Genomic DNA, 20,846 nt, shown 5'->3' with positions numbered 1-20,846 from the left:
GCGCCCCCACTCCCCCTACGGTGTGGGCCGTGAACGAGAAGTCCTGTCTGGTGACCGGGGCCGCGAGCGGGATCGGCCGGGCGACGGCCCTGCTGCTGGCCCGCGAGGGCGCCGGGGTCACCGCCTCCGATGTGAACGAAGCGGGCCTGGCGGCGCTGCGAGCCGAGCTGGGCCACGAGGACATCCCGATCGAGACCGTGACGGGCGACGTCTCGGATCCGGCCGACAACCACCGCATGGTCGCGGCCGCCGTACGGGCCTTCGGCCGGATCGACGTGGCGGTCGCGAACGCGGGCATCCTCCCGCTGTCGAACCTGCGGGAGACCACCCCGGAGGACTGGGACCGGGTCATGGCCGTGGACGGCCGCGGCATGTTCCTGACCTGCAAGTACGCCATCGAGGCCATGCTCGGTCAGGAGCATCCGGGCGGCGCCGTGGTGTGCGTGTCCTCGATCTCCGGGGTGGCCGGCCAGGCCCGGCAGGCGGCGTACGGCCCGGCGAAGTTCGTGGCGTCCGGGCTCACCGCGCACCTGGCCGTGGAGTGGGCCGCGCACGGCATCCGTGTCAACGCGGTGGCCCCGGGCACCATCCGTACGGAGCGGGTGCTGGCGCTGCAGGACGAGCCCGGCGGCCCGGAGTACCTGGACACGGTCTCCCGGGCCCACCCGATGGGCCGGCTGGGCGAGCCGCTCGAAGTGGCCCGGGCCATCGCCTTCCTGGCCTCGGACGCCGCCTCGTTCATCACCGGCGTGGTGCTGCCCGTGGACGGCGGCTACCTCGCCCGCTGACGGCCGGGCGGCAGCGGACCGGGGCGGCCGGAAGCGGAAGCCACAGCGGGAGAAAGGCCGGACCCCGCCCCTCCCGGAGGGAGGAACGGGGTCCGGCCGTACGGCGGGGTGATCAGCGGCCCGCGCGGTTGACCGCCGAGATGACGGCCTTCAGCGAGGCGCGCGTGGTGTTGGCGTCGATGCCGATGCCCCACAGGACGCGGCCGTCGATCGCGCACTCGATGTACGAGGCGGCCTGCGCGGAGGCGCCCTCGCTCATCGTGTGCTCGGTGTAGTCCAACAGACGGGCGTCGATGCCGATGACGGCCAGCGCGTTGAAGAAGGCCGAGATCGGGCCGTTGCCGGCGCCGGTCAGCACCGTCTCGACGCCGTCCACGACCGCCTCGACGGTCAGCGTGTCCGTGCCGTCCTTGTCGGTCGTCGTCTGGCCCGAGCGCAGCTGGACCCGGCCCCACGGGTTCTCGGGGTTGGGCAGGTACTCGTCCTGGAAGACGGACCAGATCGCCTTCGGCGTGACCTCGCCGCCCTCGGCGTCGGTCTTGGCCTGGATGAGGCGCGAGAACTCGATCTGCATGCGGCGCGGCAGGTCCAGCTTGTGGTCGTTCTTCAGGACGTACGCGATGCCGCCCTTGCCGGACTGCGAGTTGACGCGGATGACGGCCTCGTACGAGCGGCCGACGTCCTTCGGGTCGATCGGCAGGTACGGGACCGCCCACTCGATGTCGTCGACGGTCTTGCCCTGGGCGGCCGCGTCGGCCTCCATGGCGTCGAAGCCCTTCTTGATGGCGTCCTGGTGGGAGCCGGAGAAGGCGGTGTAGACCAGGTCGCCCGCGTACGGGTGGCGCGGGTGGACCGGCATCTGGTTGCAGTACTCGGAGGTGCGGCGCACCTCGTCGATCTGCGAGAAGTCGATCTGCGGGTCCACGCCCTGCGAGAACAGGTTCATGCCCAGCGTGATCAGGTCGACGTTGCCGGTGCGCTCGCCCTGGCCGAACAGGCAGCCCTCGATGCGGTCGGCGCCGGCCATCAGGGCCAGTTCGGCGGCGGCCACGGCCGTGCCGCGGTCGTTGTGCGGGTGGACCGAGATGCAGATGTGCTCGCGGCGGGTCAGGTTGCGGGCCATCCACTCGAAGCGGTCCGCGTGCGTGGACGGCGTCGAACGCTCCACGGTGGCGGGCAGGTTCAGGATGATCTCGCGGCCCTCTTCCGGCTGCCAGACGTCGCAGACGGCCTCACAGACCTCCAGTGCGAAGTCCAGCTCGGTGTCGGTGAAGATCTCCGGGCTGTACTGGTAGCCGAAGATCGTCTCGTCGCCCAGGATCTTCTCGGCGTACTCCATGACCAGGCGGGTGCCGTCGACGGCGATCTGCTTGATCTGCTCCTTGGAGCCGCGGAAGACGACCCGGCGGAAGGTCGGGGCGGTCGCGTTGTACAGGTGCACGGTGGCGCGCTTGGCGCCGCGCAGCGACTCCACGGTCCGCTCGATCAGGTCCTCGCGGGCCTGGGTCAGTACGGAGATGGTGACGTCGTCCGGGATCGCGCCCTCTTCGATGATGGAGCGCACGAAGTTGAAGTCGGTCTCGCCGGAGGACGGGAAGCCGACCTCGATCTCCTTGTAGCCCATGCGCACCAGCAGGTCGAACATCTCGCGCTTGCGGGCGGGGCTCATGGGGTCGATCAGGGCCTGGTTGCCGTCGCGCAGGTCGGTGGAGAGCCAGCGGGGCGCCTTGGTGATCCGCTTCTCGGGCCAGGTGCGGTCGGGCAGGTCCACCTGCTCGTAGACGCCGTACTTGTGGATCGGCATCCCGGACGGCTTCTGCATCTGGGTGGCGTTGGTGATCGGCGTGGGGCGACCGATGGGCTGGTTCGACGACATTGCGTTGGGCTCCTCGCGTGTCCGCGTGTTTTTCGCTGGAACGGCCGACAGGTCGTAAATCCGCAACACCAGACTCCGCGGGGAGGGGGTCGGCCTACGACTACAGGCCCTCGCCGCGGCAGCTAAGGAGAAGCAGCCCGAAACGCATGATGGACGGAACCCTAGCCGAGCCGCACCGGGAGCGCGTGGCTGTTCCAGTATGCGGGACCGCAATTCCGTCATGTCCGGAATGTGACGTATGCCGCTAGGGGTCCCTTCAAGATCCGGTCGATCCGTCAATCGCCCGCGCCGCATTTCAGACGGCCGAATGAATCATGGTCGCAGCTAGTGACACCGGCGTCACGCGGTGCCACATTGCTGTCGCATGGATGCCATGGACGCTGCCCTCCGGCCCGCCTTCCACCCCGTCTTCTGCACGATCGTGCCGCCGCACCTGCTGGACCGGCTGGCCCGGTCCGAGAACCACCTCGTCGCCGAACCGGCCCGGCGGACCCTCATCGCCGACGCCTCCCTGCGCACCACCCGACGGCTGAACACCGTCATCGGGGTGCCCGGGGCCGGCCTGTCCGCGCCCGCCGAGCACCCGGACCGGACCATCCACGACGCCCGTCACGGACTGGACCTGCCCGGCGAGATCGTCCGCCGCGAGGGGTCCGAGGCCGGCCAGGACGCCACGGTCAACCGCGCCTACGCCGGCCTCGGAGCCACCTTCGACCTGTTCCTGAAGGCCTTCGGGCGCAATTCGATCGACGGCGAGGGCCTGCCGCTGATCGCGACCGTGCACTACGACGAGAACTACGGCAACGCCTTCTGGAACGGCGAGCAGATGGTGTTCGGCGACGGGGACGGGGAGATCTTCCTCGACTTCACGCTGCCCGTGGACGTCATCGGCCACGAACTCGCCCACGGCGTCACCCAGTACACGGCGAACCTCACCTACTTCGGTCAGCCCGGCGCGCTCAACGAGTCCATGTCGGACGTGTTCGGCTCCCTGATCAAGCAGTACACCCTCGGGCAGACGGCCGCCGAGGCGGACTGGCTGATCGGCGCCGGCCTGTTCGCCCCCTCGGTCGAGGGCACCGCGCTGCGCTCGATGAAGGCCCCGGGCACCGCGTACGACGACGACGTGCTCGGCAAGGACCCTCAGCCCTCGACGATGGACGACTACGTGAGCACCGGCCGGGACAACGGCGGCGTGCACATCAACTCGGGCATCCCCAACCACGCCTTCTACCTGGTTGCCACCGCGCTCGGCGGCAACGCCTGGGAGCGGGCCGGGCAGATCTGGTACGACACCCTGACCGGCGGCGAGCTCGGCACCAAGGCGACCTTCGCCGACTTCGCCCGGCTGTCGGTGGCGGCGGCCGTGGCCCGGCACGGCGAGGGCGAGGAGCAGCAGGCCCTGCTGAAGGCCTGGTCCCAGGTGGGTGTGCCCACCTCCTGACCGCGGTAGTACTCCCCCATGCGGATCGAAGTGCACCGGACGGGCGGTTTCGCCGGCATCGAGCGCCGGGCCGAGGTGGACGTCTCGTCCCGGGAGGACGCGCAGGAGTGGCGGGCGCTGGCGGAGCGGGCCCTGCGGCCCGGTCCGCCGCGCCCGCCCGGCGCGGGCTCGGGCATCCGGGACGGCTTCTCGTACCGGATCACGGTCGACGGGAGGACGGTGCACTGCGCCGACCCGGACCTCACCGAGGCGCAGCGGCAGCTGATCACCCGGGTCCTCAAGGAAGGTGCCTAAAAGAAAATGCCCGAGCCGGGCATCTTTGCTTGGATGCGCCGGTGACCTCTCGTGAAGACGTACTCCCCGCCCTTGAGCAGTACTACGACACCGCCCCGCGCGCGGGCGGTGCCCGGGCGGAGGACTTCGGTCCGCTGACCCTCTTCGTCCAGGAGGGCGACGGCTGGCCGTACTACGCCCGCCCCACCCTGGGCTCGCAGGCCCCGGTGACGGCGGACGACGTGCTGCGGGTGCTGGAGCGGCAGCGGGAGCTGGGGGTTCCGCAGGCGTTCGAGTGGGTCGCCGAGACCACCCCGGGTCTGCGGGCCGCCGTGGAGGCCGCCGGGCTGCCCGTGCACGTCCACCCGCTGATGGTGCTGGACCCGGCGGTCGAGCCGGAGGTACCCGCGGTGGACGCCGAGGTGCGGCTGCTGGGCGCCGACGACCCGCTGGTGCACGCGGCGGTGACCGTGCCGATGCTCGCCTTCGCGGCGCCCGGTACGGCGAGCGGACCGGCCGGTCCGGCGGAGCTGGTCGCGAAGATGGCCGAGGACCCGGACAACGCGCGGTGCGCGCACGTCCTGCCGAAGCTCGCCGACGGGCGGACGGCGCTGGCCGCCGCGTTCGAGGACGGCGTGGCGCTCTGCTCGGGCCAGTACGTCCCGGTGGGGCCGGTCGCCGAGGTGGTGGCCGTGGGCACGCTGCCGGCGGCCCGGCGGCGCGGGCTGGGGCTGGCCGTGACCGCGGCGCTGGTCGCGGACGCCCGGGCCAAGGGCGCCGCCGTGGTGTTCCTGTCGGCGGGCGACGAGGACGTGGCCCGGATCTACGGCCGAGCCGGTTTCCGCCGGGTCGGCACCGCCCTGATCGCCGAACCGGCCGACGCGTAGCGCCTGCGGCGCAATACCCGGGCTGGTCGGCGCTGCGTGCGGCAACTTCCAGCCCCGCCGGCGCGCTCGGATGCGGCTTCCAGCCCCGCCGACGCCTGGGGCGCAATCCCCAGCCTCGCCGGCGTTTGAGGCGCGGGGTTTGGGGCGGAGCCCCAAGGACAACCCGGCTGACGCCGGCACCGGGCTCCGCCCGGACCCGCTCCTCAAACGCCGGAGGGGCTGAAAGGTGCGCAGGGTCGCCGGGCCCTGCCCGGACCCGCCCCTCAAACGCCGGAGGGGCTGAAGGGTGCAAGCGCCGGAGGGGCTGGAGCGTGCGCGGGGTTGCCCCTCAGGGCGTCGGCGGGGCCGAAATGGCCGGTCAGAAGCCGAGCTTGCGCAGCTGCTTCGGGTCGCGCTGCCAGTCCTTGGCGACCTTCACGTGCAGGTCGAGAAAGACCGGCGTGCCGAGCAGCGCCTCGATGTGCTTGCGCGACTTCATGCCGACCTCCTTCAGCCGGGACCCCTTCGGGCCGATGATGATGCCCTTCTGACTGGGGCGCTCGATGTAGACGTTCGCGTGGATGTCGAGCAGCGGGCGGTCGGCCGGGCGGTTCTCCCGGGGGATCATCTCCTCGACGACCACCGCGATCGAGTGCGGCAGCTCGTCCCGTACGCCTTCGAGCGCGGCCTCGCGGATCAGCTCCGCGACCATGACCATCTCGGGCTCGTCGGTGAGGTCGCCCTCCGGGTACAGCGGCGGGCTCTCCGGCAGCAGCGGGGCGATCAGGTCGGCCAGCAGCTGGACCTGGCTGTCGCCGACGGCCGAGACCGGGACGATCTCGGCCCACTCGAAGCCGAGCTCCTCGGAGAGCTGCGAGATGGCGATCAGCTGCTCGGCGAGCGTCTTGGAGTCGACCAGGTCGGTCTTGGTCACGATGGCGATCTTCGGGGTCTTCTTGATCCCCGCGAGTTCCTTCGCGATGAACTTGTCGCCCGGGCCGAGCTTCTGGTCGGCGGGCAGGCAGAAGCCGATGACGTCGACCTCGGCCCAGGTGGTGCGGACGACGTCGTTCAGCCGCTCGCCCAGCAGGGTGCGCGGCTTGTGGAGGCCGGGCGTGTCCACGAGGACCAGCTGCGCGTCCGGGCGGTGCACGATGCCGCGCACGGTGTGCCGGGTGGTCTGCGGCCGGTTCGAGGTGATCGCGACCTTCGTGCCCACGAGTGCGTTGGTCAGGGTCGACTTGCCCGCGTTGGGCCGGCCCACGAAGCAGGCGAAGCCCGCGCGGTGCGCGGTGGGGGACGAGGGGGAACGATCGCTCATGCGGGCCATTCTCCCCGATGCGGCCGCGCGTGCCGACCAGTACCGCCGCACGGACCCCGCGAGGGCCGCCGCGAAGAGCACCGCGGCGGCGGCGCCGACGGCTCCCCAAGGGCCGGTGGCCAGCGTCGCAGCCGCCCGGTCGCTGCTTTCGGGGACGCTCGCCGTGATGCTGACTTCGGTCCGGTCGAAGGCCGGCAGGCCGCTCCAGCGCTCGGTGAGCCGGACCCGCTGGCCGGGGAGCAGGTCGGCGGGGAGGCGGGTGAGCGGGCGGTCGAGGAGTTCCCGGCCGAAGAGTCCCTCGGCCCGCAGGGTGGCCTTGGGGTGCAGGGTGACGTTGCCGAGGTTGAGCAGGGTGTACGCGACGACGGCGGTGTCGGGGTCGGATCCGGCCACCGTGAGCCGCTCCACGGCCAGCATCGGGGCGGTGGGCCCGGCGACCCGCAGGTGCAGGCGGGCGGCGACGGCGCGCTGCACGCCGATCCCCGGGGCCCCTCCCGTACCCGCACCGGCGGCGGCCCGGTCCTCCAGGGCGACGACCGCACCGGCGTGGTCGCCGGGCTCGGCCCGGTCGGGGACGGCCAGGGTGAAGGGGACGGTGACCGCGGAGCGCGGCGGCACGGTGATCCGGTCCCGGGCGAGTCTGGTCCAGGCGCCGACGCCGCGGCGGGGCTCGTCGGGCCCGCGGACGGCGAAGCCGCCGTCGCGGGCGGTGTTGTAGGCGTCGGCGGCGTAGAGCCGGAAGGACAGCGGCCGGGTGGTCCGGTTGGTGACGGTGACCCGGTCGGCGGCGCTCCCGCCGGCGTCGGCGGCCAGGTAGAAGTAGGGGCGCTGGGCGATCCGGGTGGCGGCGGGCTGCACGGCCCACTGCCCGTTGTCGGCGGCCCGCGCGGGCGCCGCGCCCTCCGGCAGGGCGACCGGACCGACCGCGACCGCGACGGCCGCGAGCAGCACCCCCGCCGCGGAACGGGCCCCCGACCGGAGCGGGCGGGCGGGGGCTCGCGGTGCGGGTACGGGGGCGTCTGCGGCCGGGGCCGGGGCTGCGGTCACGACAGGGTCAGGGTCAGGACCGCGGTGTACGCGCCGGGGGCGGTGTACGGCGGCACGTGCAGGGACACCTCGGCGTCCACCGTGAACTCGCCGCCCACCAGTGCCGCGTCCGGAGTGCTCGCCAGGGTCGCGCCGTCCTCGCCGAGCGGGCCGGCGGTGCCGGGGGCGCAGGTGCTGGGGCTGCCCTCCCGGGTGACGCAGACCGGTGTCCACGTCAGCGCGGCGCCGTCCATGCGCGCCCCGCCCGGGCCGGTGAAGTCGGTCAGCCGGCCGGTCAGCGACCAGCCCGCGGGCCCGCCCCGCAGGTCCTTGACGGTGACGGTGCGGATCCGGCCGACGGCCGCGCCGCCTTCGCCGTACGGGACCGGGGAGAGGGCGATCTCCTCGCCCGCCTGCAGCATGGACAGCGCGCCCGGGACCACGTCCACGCCGACCTTCTGCGTGCCGGGCGGCAGCGGGGTCGCGTCGATGACGGTGTACGTGGCCGGGCCCGCGCCCTGCTCGGCCGTCCAGCCGGGTCCTTCGTACGCGACGACGGCGGTGGTCGTGCGGTCCGTGACGGGCAGCTCGGCCAGCAGCGTGCCGAGCTCGTCCGCGGTGGCGGTGGTCCGGTCGGCGGTCTCGGCGGCCCCGGCCCGGCCTGCCACGGTCACGGCCGCACCGGGGGCGAACCCGGCGCCGGTCACCCGTACCGTCGCGCCGGGCTTCCCGGCGGCGGAGCCGAGGGCGATGGACCGCAGGTTGGCGTCGGGCACGGCGGTGGCCGTGATCCGCGCGGCCGGCGGGGGCGGGGCGGCCGTGTCGGTCGTGCAGGGCGTGTCGAGTTCCGCGAGGTGGCTGGTGTGCAGGGTGTAGTCGCCGGGCGCGAGGGTGATCTCGCCGGGGTCGGTGACGGTGAAGGTGCCGGTCATGGTGAAGGCGGGGAAGGCCGCCCGGCCGGGGACGGGGTCGTTGCGCTTGGGGCCGGCCACGGTGACCTCGCCGCTCTGGGCGCCGCCCAGCCGGACCTTCCCGGTGGGGGTGAGCACGTCGGCGGGCAGTTCCGCGTCGAGCGGGTTCCCGGCGGCGGTCTTCGTGACCCGGTAGGTGACGGTGACGGTGTCGCCGACCCGGGGCGCCGGGTTGTCCACGCTGACGGTCGCGGTCGTGGCGCCGTCGGCCGGGGGCAGGCCGGCGTCCTGCGGGGGTGTGCAGTGCGTGGGGAACTCCACGGCCCCGGCGCCGACGCCGTCCCCGGCGTCCTGCGGGTCGGCCGACGCGCGGGCGGGCGCGGTGAGTGCCGCGCTCGTGGCGGCGAGTGCGGCCACGCCGAGCGCTGCCGACCAGCGTCGCCGACCCCGACTGCCTGCTGTCATGGATTCCCCCCGGGGCGCCTGTGGGGGCCTGCGCGGTCGTTGCGGTCCGCGTCGGCCGTGGGCCATTCACGAGCGGAACCCCCCAGAAGTCAACCCCACCACCCCCCACGAACTGATGACCCATCAGCTATTGGCAACATCCCCCGCCCGTCGCTCGAGGCGGACCTCCCCCTGAGCGGGCCCGTCCAGCCTCGCCGGTGACGTGGTACGCAACGCCCAGCCTTGTCGGCGCTGCGTACGGCAATTACAGCCTCGCCGGCGTTTGAGGCGCGGGCCCGAGCAGGACCCACCCCAGCCTCGCTCGTGCCCTGGGGCGCAACATCCAGCCTCGCCGGCGCTTGAGGCGCGGGCCCGAGCAGGACCCACCCCAGCCTCGCTCGTGCCCTGGGGCGCAACATCCAGCCTCGCCGGCGCTTGAGGCGCGGGGTTTGGGGCGGAGCCCCAAGACTGCAACCCGGCTCCGCCGGGCACCGGGCTCCGCCCGGACCCGCTCCTCAAACGCCGGAGGGGCTGAAGGGGGCGCAGGGTTGCCGGGCTCCGCCTGGACCCGCGCTTCAATGCCGGCCAGGCCGAAGTGGGGCCCCCGGCGTCAGCCGGAAGGGGCTGTGCCCGAGCGGAAGGTGCGCCGGTACGCGGTGGGGGTCACCCCCAGGGCGGACTGCAAGTGCTTGCGCATCGACTGCGCACTGCCGAAGCCCGCTTCCTCGGCCACCCGGTCCATGGAAAGCTCCGTGCCCTCCAGCAACTGCCGGGCCCGTTCGACCCGCTGCCGGGTGAGCCACTGGCCGGGGCTGAGCCCGGCCTCCTCGCGGAAGCGCCGGGTGAAGGTCCGTACCGACATGGCCTCCTGCCGCGCCATCTCGCTCAGCCGCAGCGGCTCGTGCAGCCGCCCCAGTAGCCGGCCGCGGGCCGCCGCCGTGCTCGCGAGCTGCGGCTCGGGCACCGGCCGCGCGATGAACTGCGCCTGGCCACCGTCCCGGTGCGGCGGCACGACCGTGGTCCGGGCGACGTCGTTGGCCACCGCCGTGCCGTGGTCGCGGCGCACCAGGTGCAGGCACAGGTCGATCCCGGCCGCCACCCCGGCCGAGGTGAGGACGTCGCCGTCGTCGATGAACAGCACGTCCGCGTCGACCTCCACGGCCGGGAAGAGCTGCTGGAAGTGCGCGGCCGAGGCCCAGTGGGTGGTGGCGCGGCGGCCGTCGAGCCATCCGGCGGCGGCGAGCACGTAGCTGCCGGTGCAGATGGAGACGAGCCGGGTGCCGGGCCTGACGTGCGCGAGGGCGGCGGCGAGCTCGGGGGTGAGCCGGCCCTCCTCGTGGGCGGGGCCGAGTTCGTACGAGGCGGGGACGACCACCGTGTCCGCGGTGCCGAGGAGTTCGGGGCCGTGGCCGACGTGGACGGCGAAGTCGGCGTCGGTGGGCACCGGCCCGGCCGTCAGTCCGCAGGTCATGGTCTCGTAGAGGCGCTGCCCGGCGGCGTCCCTGGCCTGCCCGAAGATCCGGTGCGGGATGCCGAGTTCGAAGGGCAGCAGGCCGGGGAGGGCGAGGACGACGACGCGGTGCCGCGGGGCCGCCGGCCCGGTACGGGTGACGGTGACGGGGGCAGTCATGGCCCGATCGTAGCGAAGGGTGTCCTCCCGGCCACTCGAACGCCGGATCCGGTCCGCCGAAGCTGGCAGCGTGACGCAGCAGACCGCTCCCCAGACCGCCTCCCCCACAGACCCCGCCGTCCCCGCGGCCCCCACAGCCCCCGGCACCCCCACCGCTCCCGCCGACCCCACCGCTCCCGACGCCCACGGCACTCCCGCCGGCCCCGCCACCCCCGTCCGCCCCGCCCGGCGCCGCCCCCACCGCGCCTGGTCGGTCGCCGTCGTGACCTTCGTGACGATCATCGGCGCGGCCGCGTTCAACTCCGTCCCCGGTCTCCTCATCGGCCCCCTGCACGAGGAGTTCCACTGGTCGCGCGGCACGATCGGCCTCGCCGTCTCGGTCAACCTCGCGCTGTACGGCCTCACCGCGCCGTTCGCCGCCGCGTTGATGGACCGTTTCGGCATCCGCCGCGTGGTGGCCGCGGGCCTGACCGCGATCTCCGCGGGCTCGCTGCTCACCGTCTGGATGACCGCCGCCTGGCAACTGGTCCTCTACTGGGGCCTGCTGGTCGGCCTCGGCAGCGGCTCCATGGCCCTGGCCTTCGCCGCCACCGTCACCAACCGCTGGTTCACCACCCGCAAGGGCCTGGTCACGGGCCTGCTCACCGCGGCCGGCGCCTCCGGCCAGCTGGTGTTCCTGCCGCTGCTGTCCTGGCTGGTCACCGCCCACGGCTGGCGCCCCGCCTCGGTGACCGTGGCCCTCGCCTCGCTCGCCGTGGTGCCCTTCGTCTGGCTGCTGCTGCGCGATCACCCCGCCGACGTCGGGCTCGCCCCGTACGGCTCCACCGAGGTCGTCCCGAAGCCCGCGCCCGTACCGGGGGCGGCCCGCCGCGCGGTCACCGTGCTCCTGCGGGCGGCCCGCACCGGCCCGTTCTGGCTGCTCGCCGGCACCTTCGCGATCTGCGGCGCCTCGACGAACGGCCTGGTCAAGACGCACTTCGTGCCTGCCGCCCACGACCACGGCATGCCCCTCACGGCGGCCGCCGGACTGCTCGCGGTGATCGGCGTCTTCGACGTGGTCGGCACCGTCTGCTCGGGTTGGCTCACCGACCGCTTCGAGTCCCGCCGGCTGCTGGCCGTCTACTACGCGCTGCGCGGGATCTCGCTGCTCTTCCTGCCCCTGCTGCTCGCGCCCGCCGTGCACCCGCCGATGCTGTTCTTCATCGTCTTCTACGGGCTGGACTGGGTGGCCACCGTGCCGCCGACCCTCGCGCTGTGCCGGGAGCAGTACGGCGAGGACAGCGCCATCGTCTTCGGCTGGATCCTGGCCTCGCACCAGGTCGGCGCGGCGGTGGTGGCCTTCCTGGGCGGGGCGGCCCGGGACGCCTTCGGCTCGTACGACGTGGTCTTCTACGCGTCGGGCGCCCTGTGCGCGGTGGCGGCGCTGATGTCGATGACGATCCGGCGCCGCCCCCGCACGGTCTGACGGGTCAGCCCGCGGTGACGGTGGCGCGCAGCTCGCCGTCGGGGCCCGCCAGCAGCACCGGGGTGGCCGGGCCGCCGAGGTCGCGGACGGCCGCGCGGTCGAGCGCCGCGGCCTCGTCCGCCTCGGTCACGACCGCCGCCGCCTCCAGGGACCGGGCGCCGCTCGCGACCGCCATGGCGACCGCGGTCTGGAGGGCGCTGAGCTGCAGGGAGTCCAGCGACACGGTGCCGGCCACGTACGTGCGGCCGGTCTCGTCGCGTACCGCCGCCCCTTCGGCCACGCCGTTGCGGGCGCGGGCGCTGCGCGCCAGGGTGATGATCTTGCGGTCCTCGGGGTCGATCTCGGTCCCGTTGCCGCCGGAGATGCTGTCGGTCATGCCGGAAAGCATAGGGACCGGAAAACCGGAGCGCCTCGGCGGACCCGTGCAGCACGGGTCCGCCGAGGCGCTCTCCCCTCCATCCCCCTGTCCCCCCGGCACGTGGGCGGTCGACCCGCGGCGGTGACGGTGAAAAAGTCGGGTGGCATGGCCGAACACGGGACTCCGCAGGCGGATCCCGGTTGGCACAAGCAAAGCTAAGCGTAGAGTAAGAGAATCCGATGATCCGAACGTCGTGCGAGATCGTGACCTTCGCCCCACGTCCGCCGGTCCGGCCCTCGGATCAGGCCACGGCCTACGGGCGGTCCAGCTTCAGCCGCTCCGCCCGCGGCAGCCCCGCCACCACGAGGTCGTACGAGTCCTCGACGAGCTCCCGCAGCAGCGCGTCGGGCACCCCGTCCACGGTCACCGTGTTCCAGTGGCGCTTGTTCATGTGGTAGCCGGGCGCCACGGCCGGGTACTCGGCCCGCAGCCGCACCGCCTGCTCGGGATCGCACTTCAGGTTGACCCTGAGCGGCCTGGAGTCCAGCGCGCTCAGCGCGAACACCTTGCCGAGCACCTTGAAGACCGAGGTCTCCGGGTTGAACGGGAACTCCTCCGCCACGGCGTTGAAACCGAGGCAGAACGCGCGCAGTTCGTCCGGTGTCACGGCTTCGCCCCCTGTCCCGGCCCGGGTTGCCCGGGACCGGCCTGCGCCGCCTCCGGATCCGGCTCCACGAGCACCGTCACGATCTTGTTCCGGCGGCCGGCCGGCGCCTCCGCGGTCAGCCGCAGCCGCCGCCCGTCGGGCAGTTCGACCCCCGAGGTTGCACCCGCGATCGGTACCCGGCCGAGCGCCTTGGCGAGCAGACCGCCCACCGTCTCGACGTCCTCGTCGTCGTACTCGTCGATCCCGAAGAGCTCGCCGAGGTCGGTGATGTCCAGCCGGGCCGTCACCCGGTAGCGGTCCGGGCCGAGTTCCTCGACCGGCGGCAGCTCCCGGTCGTACTCGTCGGTGATCTCACCGACGATCTCCTCCAGGATGTCCTCGATGGTGACGATGCCCGCCGTGCCGCCGTACTCGTCGATGACGACGGCGACGTGGTTGCGGACCTGCTGCATCTCGCGCAGCAGGTCGCCCGCGTTCTTCGTGTCGGGCACGAACACCGCCGGGCGCATGGCCGTCGAGACCAGGTCGGACTCGGCGCCGCGGTTGATGTGGGTCTTGCGGACGAGGTCCTTCAGGTACACGATGCCGACGATGTCGTCCTCGTTCTCGCCGGTCACCGGGATCCGCGAGAAGCCCGACCGCAGCGCCAGCGTGGTCGCCTGACGGACCGTCTTGTACCGCTCGATGCAGATCAGGTCGGTCCGCGGGACCATCACCTCGCGCACGAGGGTGTCGCCCAGCTCGAAGACCGAGTGCACCATCCGGCGCTCGTCGTCCTCGATCAGGGATTCCTTCTCGGCGAGGTCCACCATCGCGCGCAGCTCCGCCTCGGAGGCGAACGGCCCCTTGCGGAAGCCCTTTCCGGGCGTGAGCGCGTTGCCGAGGAGGATCAGCAGCTGCGGCACCGGCCCCATGATCCGGGCCAGCGGCAGCAGTACGTACGCGGACGCCGTCGCGGTGTTCAGCGGGTGCTGGCGGCCGATGGTGCGGGGCGAGACGCCGACGGCCACGTACGACACGAGGACCATGACGGCGATCGCCACGACCAGCGCCGTCCAGTTCTCGCCGAACTCGTCCAGGCACGCGTACGTGACCAGGACCGCGGCCGCCATCTCGCACGCGACCCGCACCAGCAGGGCCACGTTCAGGTAGCGGGTCGGGTCGGAGGCGACCTGGAGCAGCTTGGCGCTGCCCCGCCGCCCGGACCGTGCGGCCTCCTCGGCGCGGAAGACGGAGACCCGGGCGATGCCGGCCTCCGCACAGGCGGCGAGCCAGGCCACGACGACCAGCAGCACCGCCCCGGTGATCAGCTGGGCGGCGCTCACGACACGGTGGGGGCCGGGGACGGACCGGTCAGCCCGCGCTCACCGCGCCAGCCGTCCACGATGGCGGCCTGCAGGCCGAACATCTCGGCCTTCTCGTCGGGCTCCTCGTGGTCGTAGCCGAGCAGGTGCAGCACCCCGTGGACGGTCAGGAGCTGGAGCTCCTCGTCCATGGAGTGCTGCGTGGGCGCGTCCTGGCCCTGCTGCTTGGCGACCTCGGGGCAGAGCACGATGTCGCCGAGGAGCCCCTGCGGGGGCTCCTCGGAGTCCTTGGCCGGCGGACGCAGCTCGTCCATCGGGAAGGACATGACGTCGGTCGGTCCGGGCAGGTCCATCCACTGGATGTGGAGCTGCTCCATGGCGGCCTCGTCCACGACGATCACCGAGAGCTCGGACAGCGGGTGGATCCGCATCCGGGTCAGTGCGTAGCGGGCGATGTCGAGGATCGCCTGCTCGTCGACCTCGGTTCCGGACTCGTTGTTGACGTCGATCGACATGTGACTCTCGTACTACTTCCCGTTGCGGCTGTCGTACTGCTCGTACGCGTCGACAATACGGCCGACGAGCTTGTGCCGGACGACATCCTGGGACGTGAGCCGCGAGAAGTGGACGTCCTCGACGTCCTCGAGGATCTCCTGGACCTGCTTGAGACCGGACTTGGTCCCGCCGGGCAGGTCGATCTGCGTGACGTCACCCGTGATGACGATCTTCGAGTCGAAGCCGAGCCTCGTCAGGAACATCTTCATCTGCTCCGGGCTCGTGTTCTGCGCCTCGTCCAGGATGATGAAGGCGTCGTTGAGCGTCCGGCCTCGCATGTACGCCAGCGGCGCGACCTCGATGGTGCCCGCGGCCATCAGCCGCGGGATGGAGTCGGGGTCGAGCATGTCGTGCAGTGCGTCGTACAGCGGGCGCAGGTACGGGTCGATCTTCTCGAAGAGCGTGCCCGGCAGGAAGCCGAGCCGCTCGCCCGCCTCGACGGCGGGCCGGGTCAGGATGATCCGGCTGACCTGCTTGGACTGCAGGGCCTGGACCGCCTTGGCCATGGCGAGATAGGTCTTGCCGGTACCGGCGGGGCCGATGCCGAAGACGATCGTGTGCTTGTCGATCGCGTCGACGTACCGCTTCTGGTTGAGGGTCTTGGGGCGGATGGTGCGGCCCCGGCTGGAGAGGATGTTCTGCGTGAGCACCTCGGCCGGGGTCTCGGTGACGGCTTCCGCGCCGTCGCTGCCATTGGCCCGGAGCATGGCGATCGAGCGTTCCACTGCGTCCTCCGTCATCGGCTGCCCGGTGCGGAGCACCAGCATCATCTCGTCGAACAAACGCTGGATCAGTGCGACTTCAGCGAAGTCGCCGACCGCGCTCACCTGGTTGCCCCGCACATGGATGTCGGCGCCGGGGAACGCCCTTTCGATCACGCGCAACAGGGCGTCGCCCGAGCCGAGCACCATCACCATCGGGTGCTTCGCGGGGACCGTGAAGTGGGCTCGTGCCTGCCCCGGCGCGGGGGTCCGGTCTGTGGGTGTCTGAGTCATGGGCCGGCTCTCTGGCCTGCACATTCCTCCCGTTGGGAGACCTCGCCGATCGACGGCCTCTGTGACTTCCAAGCCTACGACGCCGCCGGACCGATCCCGAGGGGTTTTCCGGGCGCCCTCGGGGCCGGGCGGCGGGGGTGGTACGCGGATTCCGTAGGCGTGCGCGTACGGGCCGTGGTCAGGCGGAGTGCCGGAAGCCGATGGTCGGGACGGCGCGGCGGCGCGGCTCGCAGGGCTCGGGGCGCAGCGCGGAGTCCGGCAGCAGGTCGTCGAGGAATCCGTAGTGCCGCAGCTCCTGCGGCACGCCGCCGGGCAGCGCCCGTACCCGCCGCCACCAGGCGGCGACCTCCTCCCAGCCGGGCGCCGAGAGCGAGCCGCCGAACTCCTGCACGGACAGGGCGGCCGTCAGGCCGGCGAAGGCGAGCCGGTCGGCGAGCGGCCAGCCGGCCAGGGTGCCGGTCAGGAATCCGGCCACGTAGACGTCGCCGGCTCCGGTGGGGTCCAGTTCCTCCACCGCGATCCCGGGCACGAGGGCGGTCTCCCCGGTCCGTCCGTCCACGGCGTACGAGCCTTCCGCGCCCATGGTGACCACGGCGATCGGGACGTGCTCGGCGAGCGCGCGAGCGGCGGCCTGCGGGCTGTCGGTGCGGGTGTAGCGCACGGCCTCGCCGGCGTTCGGGAGGAAGGCCTCGCAGTGCTCCAGGCCGCCCAGCGCGGCCAGGTCCCAGCGCCCGCTGTCGTCCCAGCCCACGTCCGCGAAGATGCGGGCGCCGCGGCCGGCGGCGGAGGCGATCCACTCCTCGCGGCGGCCCGGCTCCAGGGAGGCGACGGCGGCCCGGGCCCGCGGCGGGCATTCGGGGAAGGGACCGGGGCCGGCGGGCGGGGGCGCCTCGTGGCCGTGCGAGATCATCGTGCGCTCGCCCTCGTAGGCCATCGAGACGGTCACCGGGGAGTGCCAGCCGGGGATGGTCCGGGACATCGACAGGTCGATGCCCTCGCCCTGCGCGAGGGCGTCCCAGCAGTACTCGCCGTAGTGGTCGTCGCCGAAGGCGGCGGCGAGCGAGGTGCGCAGGCCCAGGCGGGCCAGGGCGGTGGCCATGTTGGCGACGCCGCCGGGGCTGGAGCCCATGCCGCGGGCCCAGGACTCCGTACCGCGCACGGGCGCCGAGTCGAGGCCCGTGAAGATGATGTCCAGGAAGACCGTGCCGGTCAGGAAGACGTCGCAGCCCGGGTCCTGCGGGGTCCGTACGCCGCGCAGCGGGTCCAGCTCCGCACGCCCCGGGTGGTGGTGTGGTCCGTTCCGACTGGTCACGTGTGTGCTCCCCGTCCTGAGGGGTCGTTGCCGCAAGGTGGAAAAAGCTTCGGAGGACCGCCAGCCCTGCCCTCACCGGGCCGGTTCAAACCCAGTGTGACCCAGGTCATCGCCGGATCGCCCCTTCTTCCCGTCCCGACGCAGGTCACTGCCGCGGGCACCGGATGCGGCCGGTACCCGCGGCGCGCGGCCTCAGGGGCGCTTGGGCAGGGGGACCCGCAGGAGGTCCTGGGCGACCGTGAGCTCGCCGTCGAACCCGGCGGCCCGCGCCTGCCGCTCGAAGGCGTCCGGGTCCGTGTACCGCTGCGAGAAGTGGGTCAGGACCAGGTGCCTCACGCCCGCCCGGCTCGCGACCCGGGCTGCCTGCCCGGCGGTCAGGTGGCCGTGCTCGGTGGCCAGCCGCTCGTCCTCGTCGAGGAAGGTCGACTCGATCACGAGCATGTCGCAGCCCTGGGCGAGCGCGTCCACGCCCTCGCACAACCGGGTGTCCATGACGAAGGCGAAGCGCTGGCCGGTCCGGACCTCGCTGACCTGGTCGAGGGTGACCCCGTCCAGCTCGCCGTCGCGCTGGATGCGGCCCACGTCGGGGCCGGCGATCCCGTGCCGGGCCAGCAGTTCGGGGAGCATCCGCCGCCCGTCCGGCTCGGTGAGCCGGTAGCCGAAGGACTCGACGGGGTGGCTCAGCCGGACCGCCTCCAGCCGGTACGTGGCGCCCTGCGCGAGCAGCCCGTCGGCCGCGACCGGCGCCTCGTCGATCCGCACCGTCTCGCGGTAGGCGGTGGCGTACCGCAGCCGGTCGAAGAACTGCTGCCCGCTGGCCGGGAAGTGCGCCGTGACCGGGTGCGGGACCCGGTCGAGGTTGATCCGCTGGATCACCCCGGCGAGCCCGAGCGAGTGGTCCCCATGGAAGTGGGTGACGCAGATCCGGTTGATGTCGTGCGCGGCCACGCCCGCGCGCAGCATCTGGCGCTGGGTGCCCTCGCCGGGATCGAAGAGGATGCCCTCTCCGTCCCAGCGCAGCAGGTACCCGTTGTGGTTGCGGTGCCGGGTCGGGACCTGGCTCGCGGTGCCGAGCACCACGAATTCACGTACGGACACGGTTGGTTATCCGGGCGGCCAGGCGAAGCCGCGCCCGCCGAGCACGTGGGCGTGGGCGTGGAAGACGGTCTGGCCCGCGCCGGTGCCGGTGTTGAAGGCGATCCGGTAGCCGGTGCCGTCGACCTTCTCCTCGGCGGCGACCTCGCCGGCCTCGCGCACGACGTCGGCGAGCACGGTCGGCTCGGCCGCCGCGAGGCTCGCCGCGTCCGGGTAGTGCACCTTGGGGATCACCAGGACGTGCGTGGGCGCCTGCGGGTTGATGTCGCGGAACGCGACGGTGGTCTCGGTCTCGCGCACGATCGTCGCCGGGATGTCCCCCTTGACGATCTTGCAGAACAGGCAGTCCGCCTGCGGTTCGCCTGCCATGGGCTTCGCCTCCATACCGTTGATCAGTCAGGCGCATCGTAGCGAGACGGCCGCCGTGGACCGGTAGGCGAGCCCTGGAGGACCGGTCCAGTCGGGCCGCGGCCCGCGCCGCGGCGGCCGGGCCGGGGTGCCGGGCCGGGGTGCCGGGCCGGGGTGCCGGGCCGGGTGGATGCGGGTGTTACGACCAGCGGCCGGTGCGGGAGAGCAGGACCGCCACCGCGGCCGTGCCGGCCGTGGACGTCCGCAGCACCGAGCGGCCCAGCCGGTACGGGCGGGCGCCCGCCTCCGCGAACACCTTGAGCTCCTCCGGCGAGACCCCGCCCTCCGGGCCGACGACGACCACGATCGAGCCCTGTGCGGGCAGTTCCGCCAGCGCGAGCGCCCCGCTGGCCGCGTCGCGGTCCTCGTGCAGGACCATCGCGAGGTCGGCGCCGGCCAGCAGCGCCGCGACCTGCTTGGTGGACATGGCCTCGGCGACCTCTGGGAAGCGCACCCGGCGGGACTGCTTGCCGGCCTCGCGGGCCGTACTGCGCCACTTCGCGAGGGACTTGGCCCCCCGGTCGCCGCGCCACTGCGTGATGCAGCGCGAGGCCTGCCAGGGCACGATCGCATCGACTCCGGTCTCGGTCATGGTCTCGACGGCGAGTTCGCCCCGGTCGCCCTTGGGGAGGGCCTGTACGACGGTGATGCGCGGCGCCGGCTCGGGCTCCTCGGCCACCGCCCGTACGTCGACGACGAGGCGGTCCTTGCCCTCGGCGGCGGCGACCACGCCCTCGGCCCAGCCGCCCCGCCCGTCGGTGAGGACGAGTTCCTCGCCGGGCTCCAGGCGCTTCACGGAGACCGCGTGCCGGCCTTCGGGTCCGTCGAGGACGAACTGCGGCCCGGCGGGCACCTTGTCGACCACGAACACGGGGGCGGTCATGACGCACTCCTCATCTGCAACGCACTCTGCGCTTCGGCCAGTTCGGCCGCGAGAACCTCCACCAGCTGCCCGGCGGGCAGGGTGCGGGCCAGCCGGTGGCCCTGTCCGGCCCACAGCGCCATCCCCTGCGGGTCGCCCGCCTCGGCGGCGGCCTTGCGCAGTCCGGTCGTCAGATGATGCACCTGCGGGTACGCGGCCGGCGCGTAGGGGCCGTGTTCCCGCATGAACCGGTTGACCAGGCCGCGGGCCGGACGCCCGGAGAACGCCCGGGTGAGTTCGGTACGGACGAACAGCGGGTCGGTCAGGGCCCGCTTGTGCAGCGGGTCGGCGCCCGACTCCGGGCAGGCCAGGAAGGCGGTGCCGAGCTGTGCGGCCTCGGCGCCGGCGGCGAGCACGGCGGCGATCTGCGACCCGCGCATCAGCCCGCCCGCGGCGACGATCGGGAGCCCGACGGCCTCGCGCACCTGGGCGACGAGCGGCAGCAGACCGAAGCCGGTGCCGTCGGCCTGCGGGTCGTCGCGGTGGGTGCCCTGGTGCCCGCCGGCCTCGATGCCCTGCACGCAGACGGCGTGCGCGCCGGCGCTCTGCGCGGCACGGGCCTCCTCGGCGGAGGTCACGGTGACCGCGGTACGGGTGCCGGCCTTCGCGAACGCGTCCAGCGTCGCGGGCTCGGGGCAGCCGAAGGTGAAGGAGACGAGCGGCACCGGATCGTCGAGGAGGATCGCGATCTTGGCGTCGTAGCCGTCGTCGGAGCAGGCGAAGACGTCCTCGCTCAGCGCGGTCTCGTACCAGCTGGCCTCACCGGCGAGCTGTCCGCGGTACGCCTCGATCTCGGCCGGGTCCACCGCGGCGTGCTGCGGCATGAAGAGGTTGACGCCGAAGGGGCGCGCGGTGAGCGCGCGCAGCCGCTTGACCTCCTGGTACATCCCGTCGGCGGTCTTGTACCCGCCGGCCAGGAAGCCGAGTCCGCCCGCCGAGGCGACCGCTGCGGCGAGCTCGGGGCAGGAACCGCCGCCGGCCATCGGCGCCTGCACGACCGGGAACCGGCAGAGATCGCTCAGTGCGGAGGACATGACCGCATCGTGCCATGTCCCCCGCAGCAGGCCGAATCGGTGCATTCGCCTGGCATAGTCCGCCGGACGGAACCCGCCACCACCGGCGGCGGGCCCGTCCTGCACGTCGACCGGGTGCCCGGCGACGCGTCGTTCAGGTGCCCGGCGAGCCG

19 protein-coding genes are annotated in these 20,846 nt (G+C 73.1%); 5 read left to right on the top strand and 14 right to left on the bottom strand.

The features are described from left to right. Window positions 1–29: 29 nt before the first annotated feature. Window positions 30–788 (top strand): SDR family NAD(P)-dependent oxidoreductase, encoded by a 759-nt coding sequence (locus OG764_RS24220; protein ID WP_328970526.1) that lies wholly within the window; start codon window positions 30–32, stop codon window positions 786–788. Window positions 789–900: 112 nt separating this feature from the next. On the opposite strand, the gene leuA is transcribed toward OG764_RS24220, so the two are convergent. Further along, a complete protein-coding gene (leuA, locus tag OG764_RS24215; RefSeq protein ID WP_328970525.1) occupies window positions 901–2,664 on the bottom strand; it encodes a 2-isopropylmalate synthase in 1,764 nt (587 codons plus the stop codon). A 373-nt stretch (window positions 2,665–3,037) separates the two neighbouring features. Between leuA and OG764_RS24210 the strand changes: the two genes are divergently transcribed. Genes OG764_RS24210 through OG764_RS24200 form a run of 3 tightly spaced genes read left to right on the top strand, consistent with a single transcriptional unit; the run spans window position 3,038 to window position 5,268 of the window. Next, window positions 3,038–4,108 (top strand): M4 family metallopeptidase, encoded by a 1,071-nt coding sequence (locus OG764_RS24210; protein ID WP_328970524.1) that lies wholly within the window; start codon window positions 3,038–3,040, stop codon window positions 4,106–4,108. A gap of 18 nt (window positions 4,109–4,126) precedes the next feature. Continuing rightward, entirely contained in the window at window positions 4,127–4,402 is a 276-nt protein-coding gene (locus OG764_RS24205) for a protealysin inhibitor emfourin (RefSeq protein WP_328970523.1), read from the top strand. Between the two features lie 41 nt (window positions 4,403–4,443). Then, window positions 4,444–5,268 carry a GNAT family N-acetyltransferase gene (locus OG764_RS24200; protein ID WP_328970522.1) on the top strand — a complete coding sequence of 275 codons (825 nt, stop codon included), beginning with the start codon at window positions 4,444–4,446 and terminating at the stop codon, window positions 5,266–5,268. Between the two features lie 358 nt (window positions 5,269–5,626). Here OG764_RS24200 and era read toward each other — a convergent pair whose 3' ends face one another. The 3 genes from era to OG764_RS24185 form a co-directional block, all read right to left on the bottom strand. Continuing rightward, the gene (gene era, locus OG764_RS24195; protein WP_443056238.1) at window positions 5,627–6,577 is read right to left on the bottom strand and encodes a GTPase Era; all 951 of its coding nucleotides are present in this window, start codon (window positions 6,575–6,577) and stop codon (window positions 5,627–5,629) included. Between the two features lie 1,034 nt (window positions 6,578–7,611). Further along, window positions 7,612–8,970 carry a beta-xylosidase gene (locus OG764_RS24190; RefSeq protein WP_328970521.1) on the bottom strand — a complete coding sequence of 453 codons (1,359 nt, stop codon included), beginning with the start codon at window positions 8,968–8,970 and terminating at the stop codon, window positions 7,612–7,614. 589 nt (window positions 8,971–9,559) lie between these two features. Beyond that, window positions 9,560–10,579, bottom strand: coding sequence for a GlxA family transcriptional regulator (locus tag OG764_RS24185; protein ID WP_328970520.1), 1,020 nt, complete (start codon window positions 10,577–10,579; stop codon window positions 9,560–9,562). Window positions 10,580–10,649: 70 nt separating this feature from the next. On the opposite strand from OG764_RS24185, the gene OG764_RS24180 reads away from it, so the two are divergent. Continuing rightward, the gene (locus OG764_RS24180; protein WP_328970519.1) at window positions 10,650–12,044 is read left to right on the top strand and encodes an MFS transporter; all 1,395 of its coding nucleotides are present in this window, start codon (window positions 10,650–10,652) and stop codon (window positions 12,042–12,044) included. Between the two features lie 4 nt (window positions 12,045–12,048). Here the strand turns inward: OG764_RS24180 and OG764_RS24175 are convergent, their stop codons facing one another. From OG764_RS24175 to OG764_RS24130, 10 genes are all read right to left on the bottom strand, one after another. Further along, a complete protein-coding gene (locus tag OG764_RS24175; protein ID WP_328970518.1) occupies window positions 12,049–12,420 on the bottom strand; it encodes a cytidine deaminase in 372 nt (123 codons plus the stop codon). Window positions 12,421–12,715: 295 nt separating this feature from the next. Beyond that, the gene (locus tag OG764_RS24170; protein ID WP_328970517.1) at window positions 12,716–13,069 is read right to left on the bottom strand and encodes an MmcQ/YjbR family DNA-binding protein; all 354 of its coding nucleotides are present in this window, start codon (window positions 13,067–13,069) and stop codon (window positions 12,716–12,718) included. Continuing rightward, window positions 13,066–14,394, bottom strand: coding sequence for a hemolysin family protein (locus tag OG764_RS24165; protein ID WP_328970516.1), 1,329 nt, complete (start codon window positions 14,392–14,394; stop codon window positions 13,066–13,068). Before OG764_RS24165 ends, OG764_RS24170 begins: the two co-directional genes overlap by 4 nt. Then, complete coding sequence (gene ybeY / locus OG764_RS24160) at window positions 14,391–14,888, bottom strand: rRNA maturation RNase YbeY (RefSeq protein WP_328970515.1); 498 nt, start codon at window positions 14,886–14,888, stop codon at window positions 14,391–14,393. The genes OG764_RS24165 and ybeY overlap by 4 nt, the downstream gene beginning before the upstream one ends. 12 nt (window positions 14,889–14,900) lie before the next feature. Continuing rightward, entirely contained in the window at window positions 14,901–15,923 is a 1,023-nt protein-coding gene (locus OG764_RS24155) for a PhoH family protein (protein ID WP_328970514.1), read from the bottom strand. A 178-nt stretch (window positions 15,924–16,101) separates the two neighbouring features. Further along, a complete protein-coding gene (locus OG764_RS24150; RefSeq protein ID WP_328970513.1) occupies window positions 16,102–17,235 on the bottom strand; it encodes a carbohydrate kinase family protein in 1,134 nt (377 codons plus the stop codon). Between the two features lie 192 nt (window positions 17,236–17,427). Continuing rightward, complete coding sequence (locus tag OG764_RS24145) at window positions 17,428–18,333, bottom strand: ribonuclease Z (RefSeq protein ID WP_328970512.1); 906 nt, start codon at window positions 18,331–18,333, stop codon at window positions 17,428–17,430. 6 nt (window positions 18,334–18,339) lie between these two features. Further along, window positions 18,340–18,699, bottom strand: a complete 360-nt coding sequence (locus OG764_RS24140) for a histidine triad nucleotide-binding protein (protein WP_328970511.1) — start codon at window positions 18,697–18,699, stop codon at window positions 18,340–18,342. 178 nt (window positions 18,700–18,877) lie between these two features. Next, the gene (locus OG764_RS24135; RefSeq protein ID WP_328970510.1) at window positions 18,878–19,621 is read right to left on the bottom strand and encodes a 16S rRNA (uracil(1498)-N(3))-methyltransferase; all 744 of its coding nucleotides are present in this window, start codon (window positions 19,619–19,621) and stop codon (window positions 18,878–18,880) included. Then, window positions 19,618–20,694, bottom strand: a complete 1,077-nt coding sequence (locus OG764_RS24130; protein WP_328970509.1) for a nitronate monooxygenase — start codon at window positions 20,692–20,694, stop codon at window positions 19,618–19,620. The genes OG764_RS24135 and OG764_RS24130 overlap by 4 nt, the downstream gene beginning before the upstream one ends. Window positions 20,695–20,846 lie beyond the last annotated feature (152 nt).

This window comes from Streptomyces sp. NBC_00239 (genome assembly GCF_036194065.1).
GTDB lineage: Bacteria > Actinomycetota > Actinomycetes > Streptomycetales > Streptomycetaceae > Streptomyces.
This window is presented reverse-complemented; position numbering and strand designations above follow the sequence as displayed.

Coding starts and splice junctions, on each gene's coding strand:
- OG764_RS24155 (WP_328970514.1), bottom strand. CDS start 15,923: ATGACTCAGACACCCACAGACCGGACCCCCGCGCCGGGGCAGGCACGA.
- ybeY (WP_328970515.1), bottom strand. CDS start 14,888: ATGTCGATCGACGTCAACAACGAGTCCGGAACCGAGGTCGACGAGCAG.
- OG764_RS24205 (WP_328970523.1), top strand. CDS start 4,127: ATGCGGATCGAAGTGCACCGGACGGGCGGTTTCGCCGGCATCGAGCGC.
- OG764_RS24135 (WP_328970510.1), bottom strand. CDS start 19,621: ATGACCGCCCCCGTGTTCGTGGTCGACAAGGTGCCCGCCGGGCCGCAG.
- OG764_RS24175 (WP_328970518.1), bottom strand. CDS start 12,420: ATGACCGACAGCATCTCCGGCGGCAACGGGACCGAGATCGACCCCGAG.
- era (WP_443056238.1), bottom strand. CDS start 6,577: ATGGCCCGCATGAGCGATCGTTCCCCCTCGTCCCCCACCGCGCACCGC.
- OG764_RS24190 (WP_328970521.1), bottom strand. CDS start 8,970: ATGACAGCAGGCAGTCGGGGTCGGCGACGCTGGTCGGCAGCGCTCGGC.
- OG764_RS24185 (WP_328970520.1), bottom strand. CDS start 10,579: ATGACTGCCCCCGTCACCGTCACCCGTACCGGGCCGGCGGCCCCGCGG.
- leuA (WP_328970525.1), bottom strand. CDS start 2,664: ATGTCGTCGAACCAGCCCATCGGTCGCCCCACGCCGATCACCAACGCC.
- OG764_RS24210 (WP_328970524.1), top strand. CDS start 3,038: ATGGACGCTGCCCTCCGGCCCGCCTTCCACCCCGTCTTCTGCACGATC.
- OG764_RS24140 (WP_328970511.1), bottom strand. CDS start 18,699: ATGGCAGGCGAACCGCAGGCGGACTGCCTGTTCTGCAAGATCGTCAAG.
- OG764_RS24130 (WP_328970509.1), bottom strand. CDS start 20,694: ATGTCCTCCGCACTGAGCGATCTCTGCCGGTTCCCGGTCGTGCAGGCG.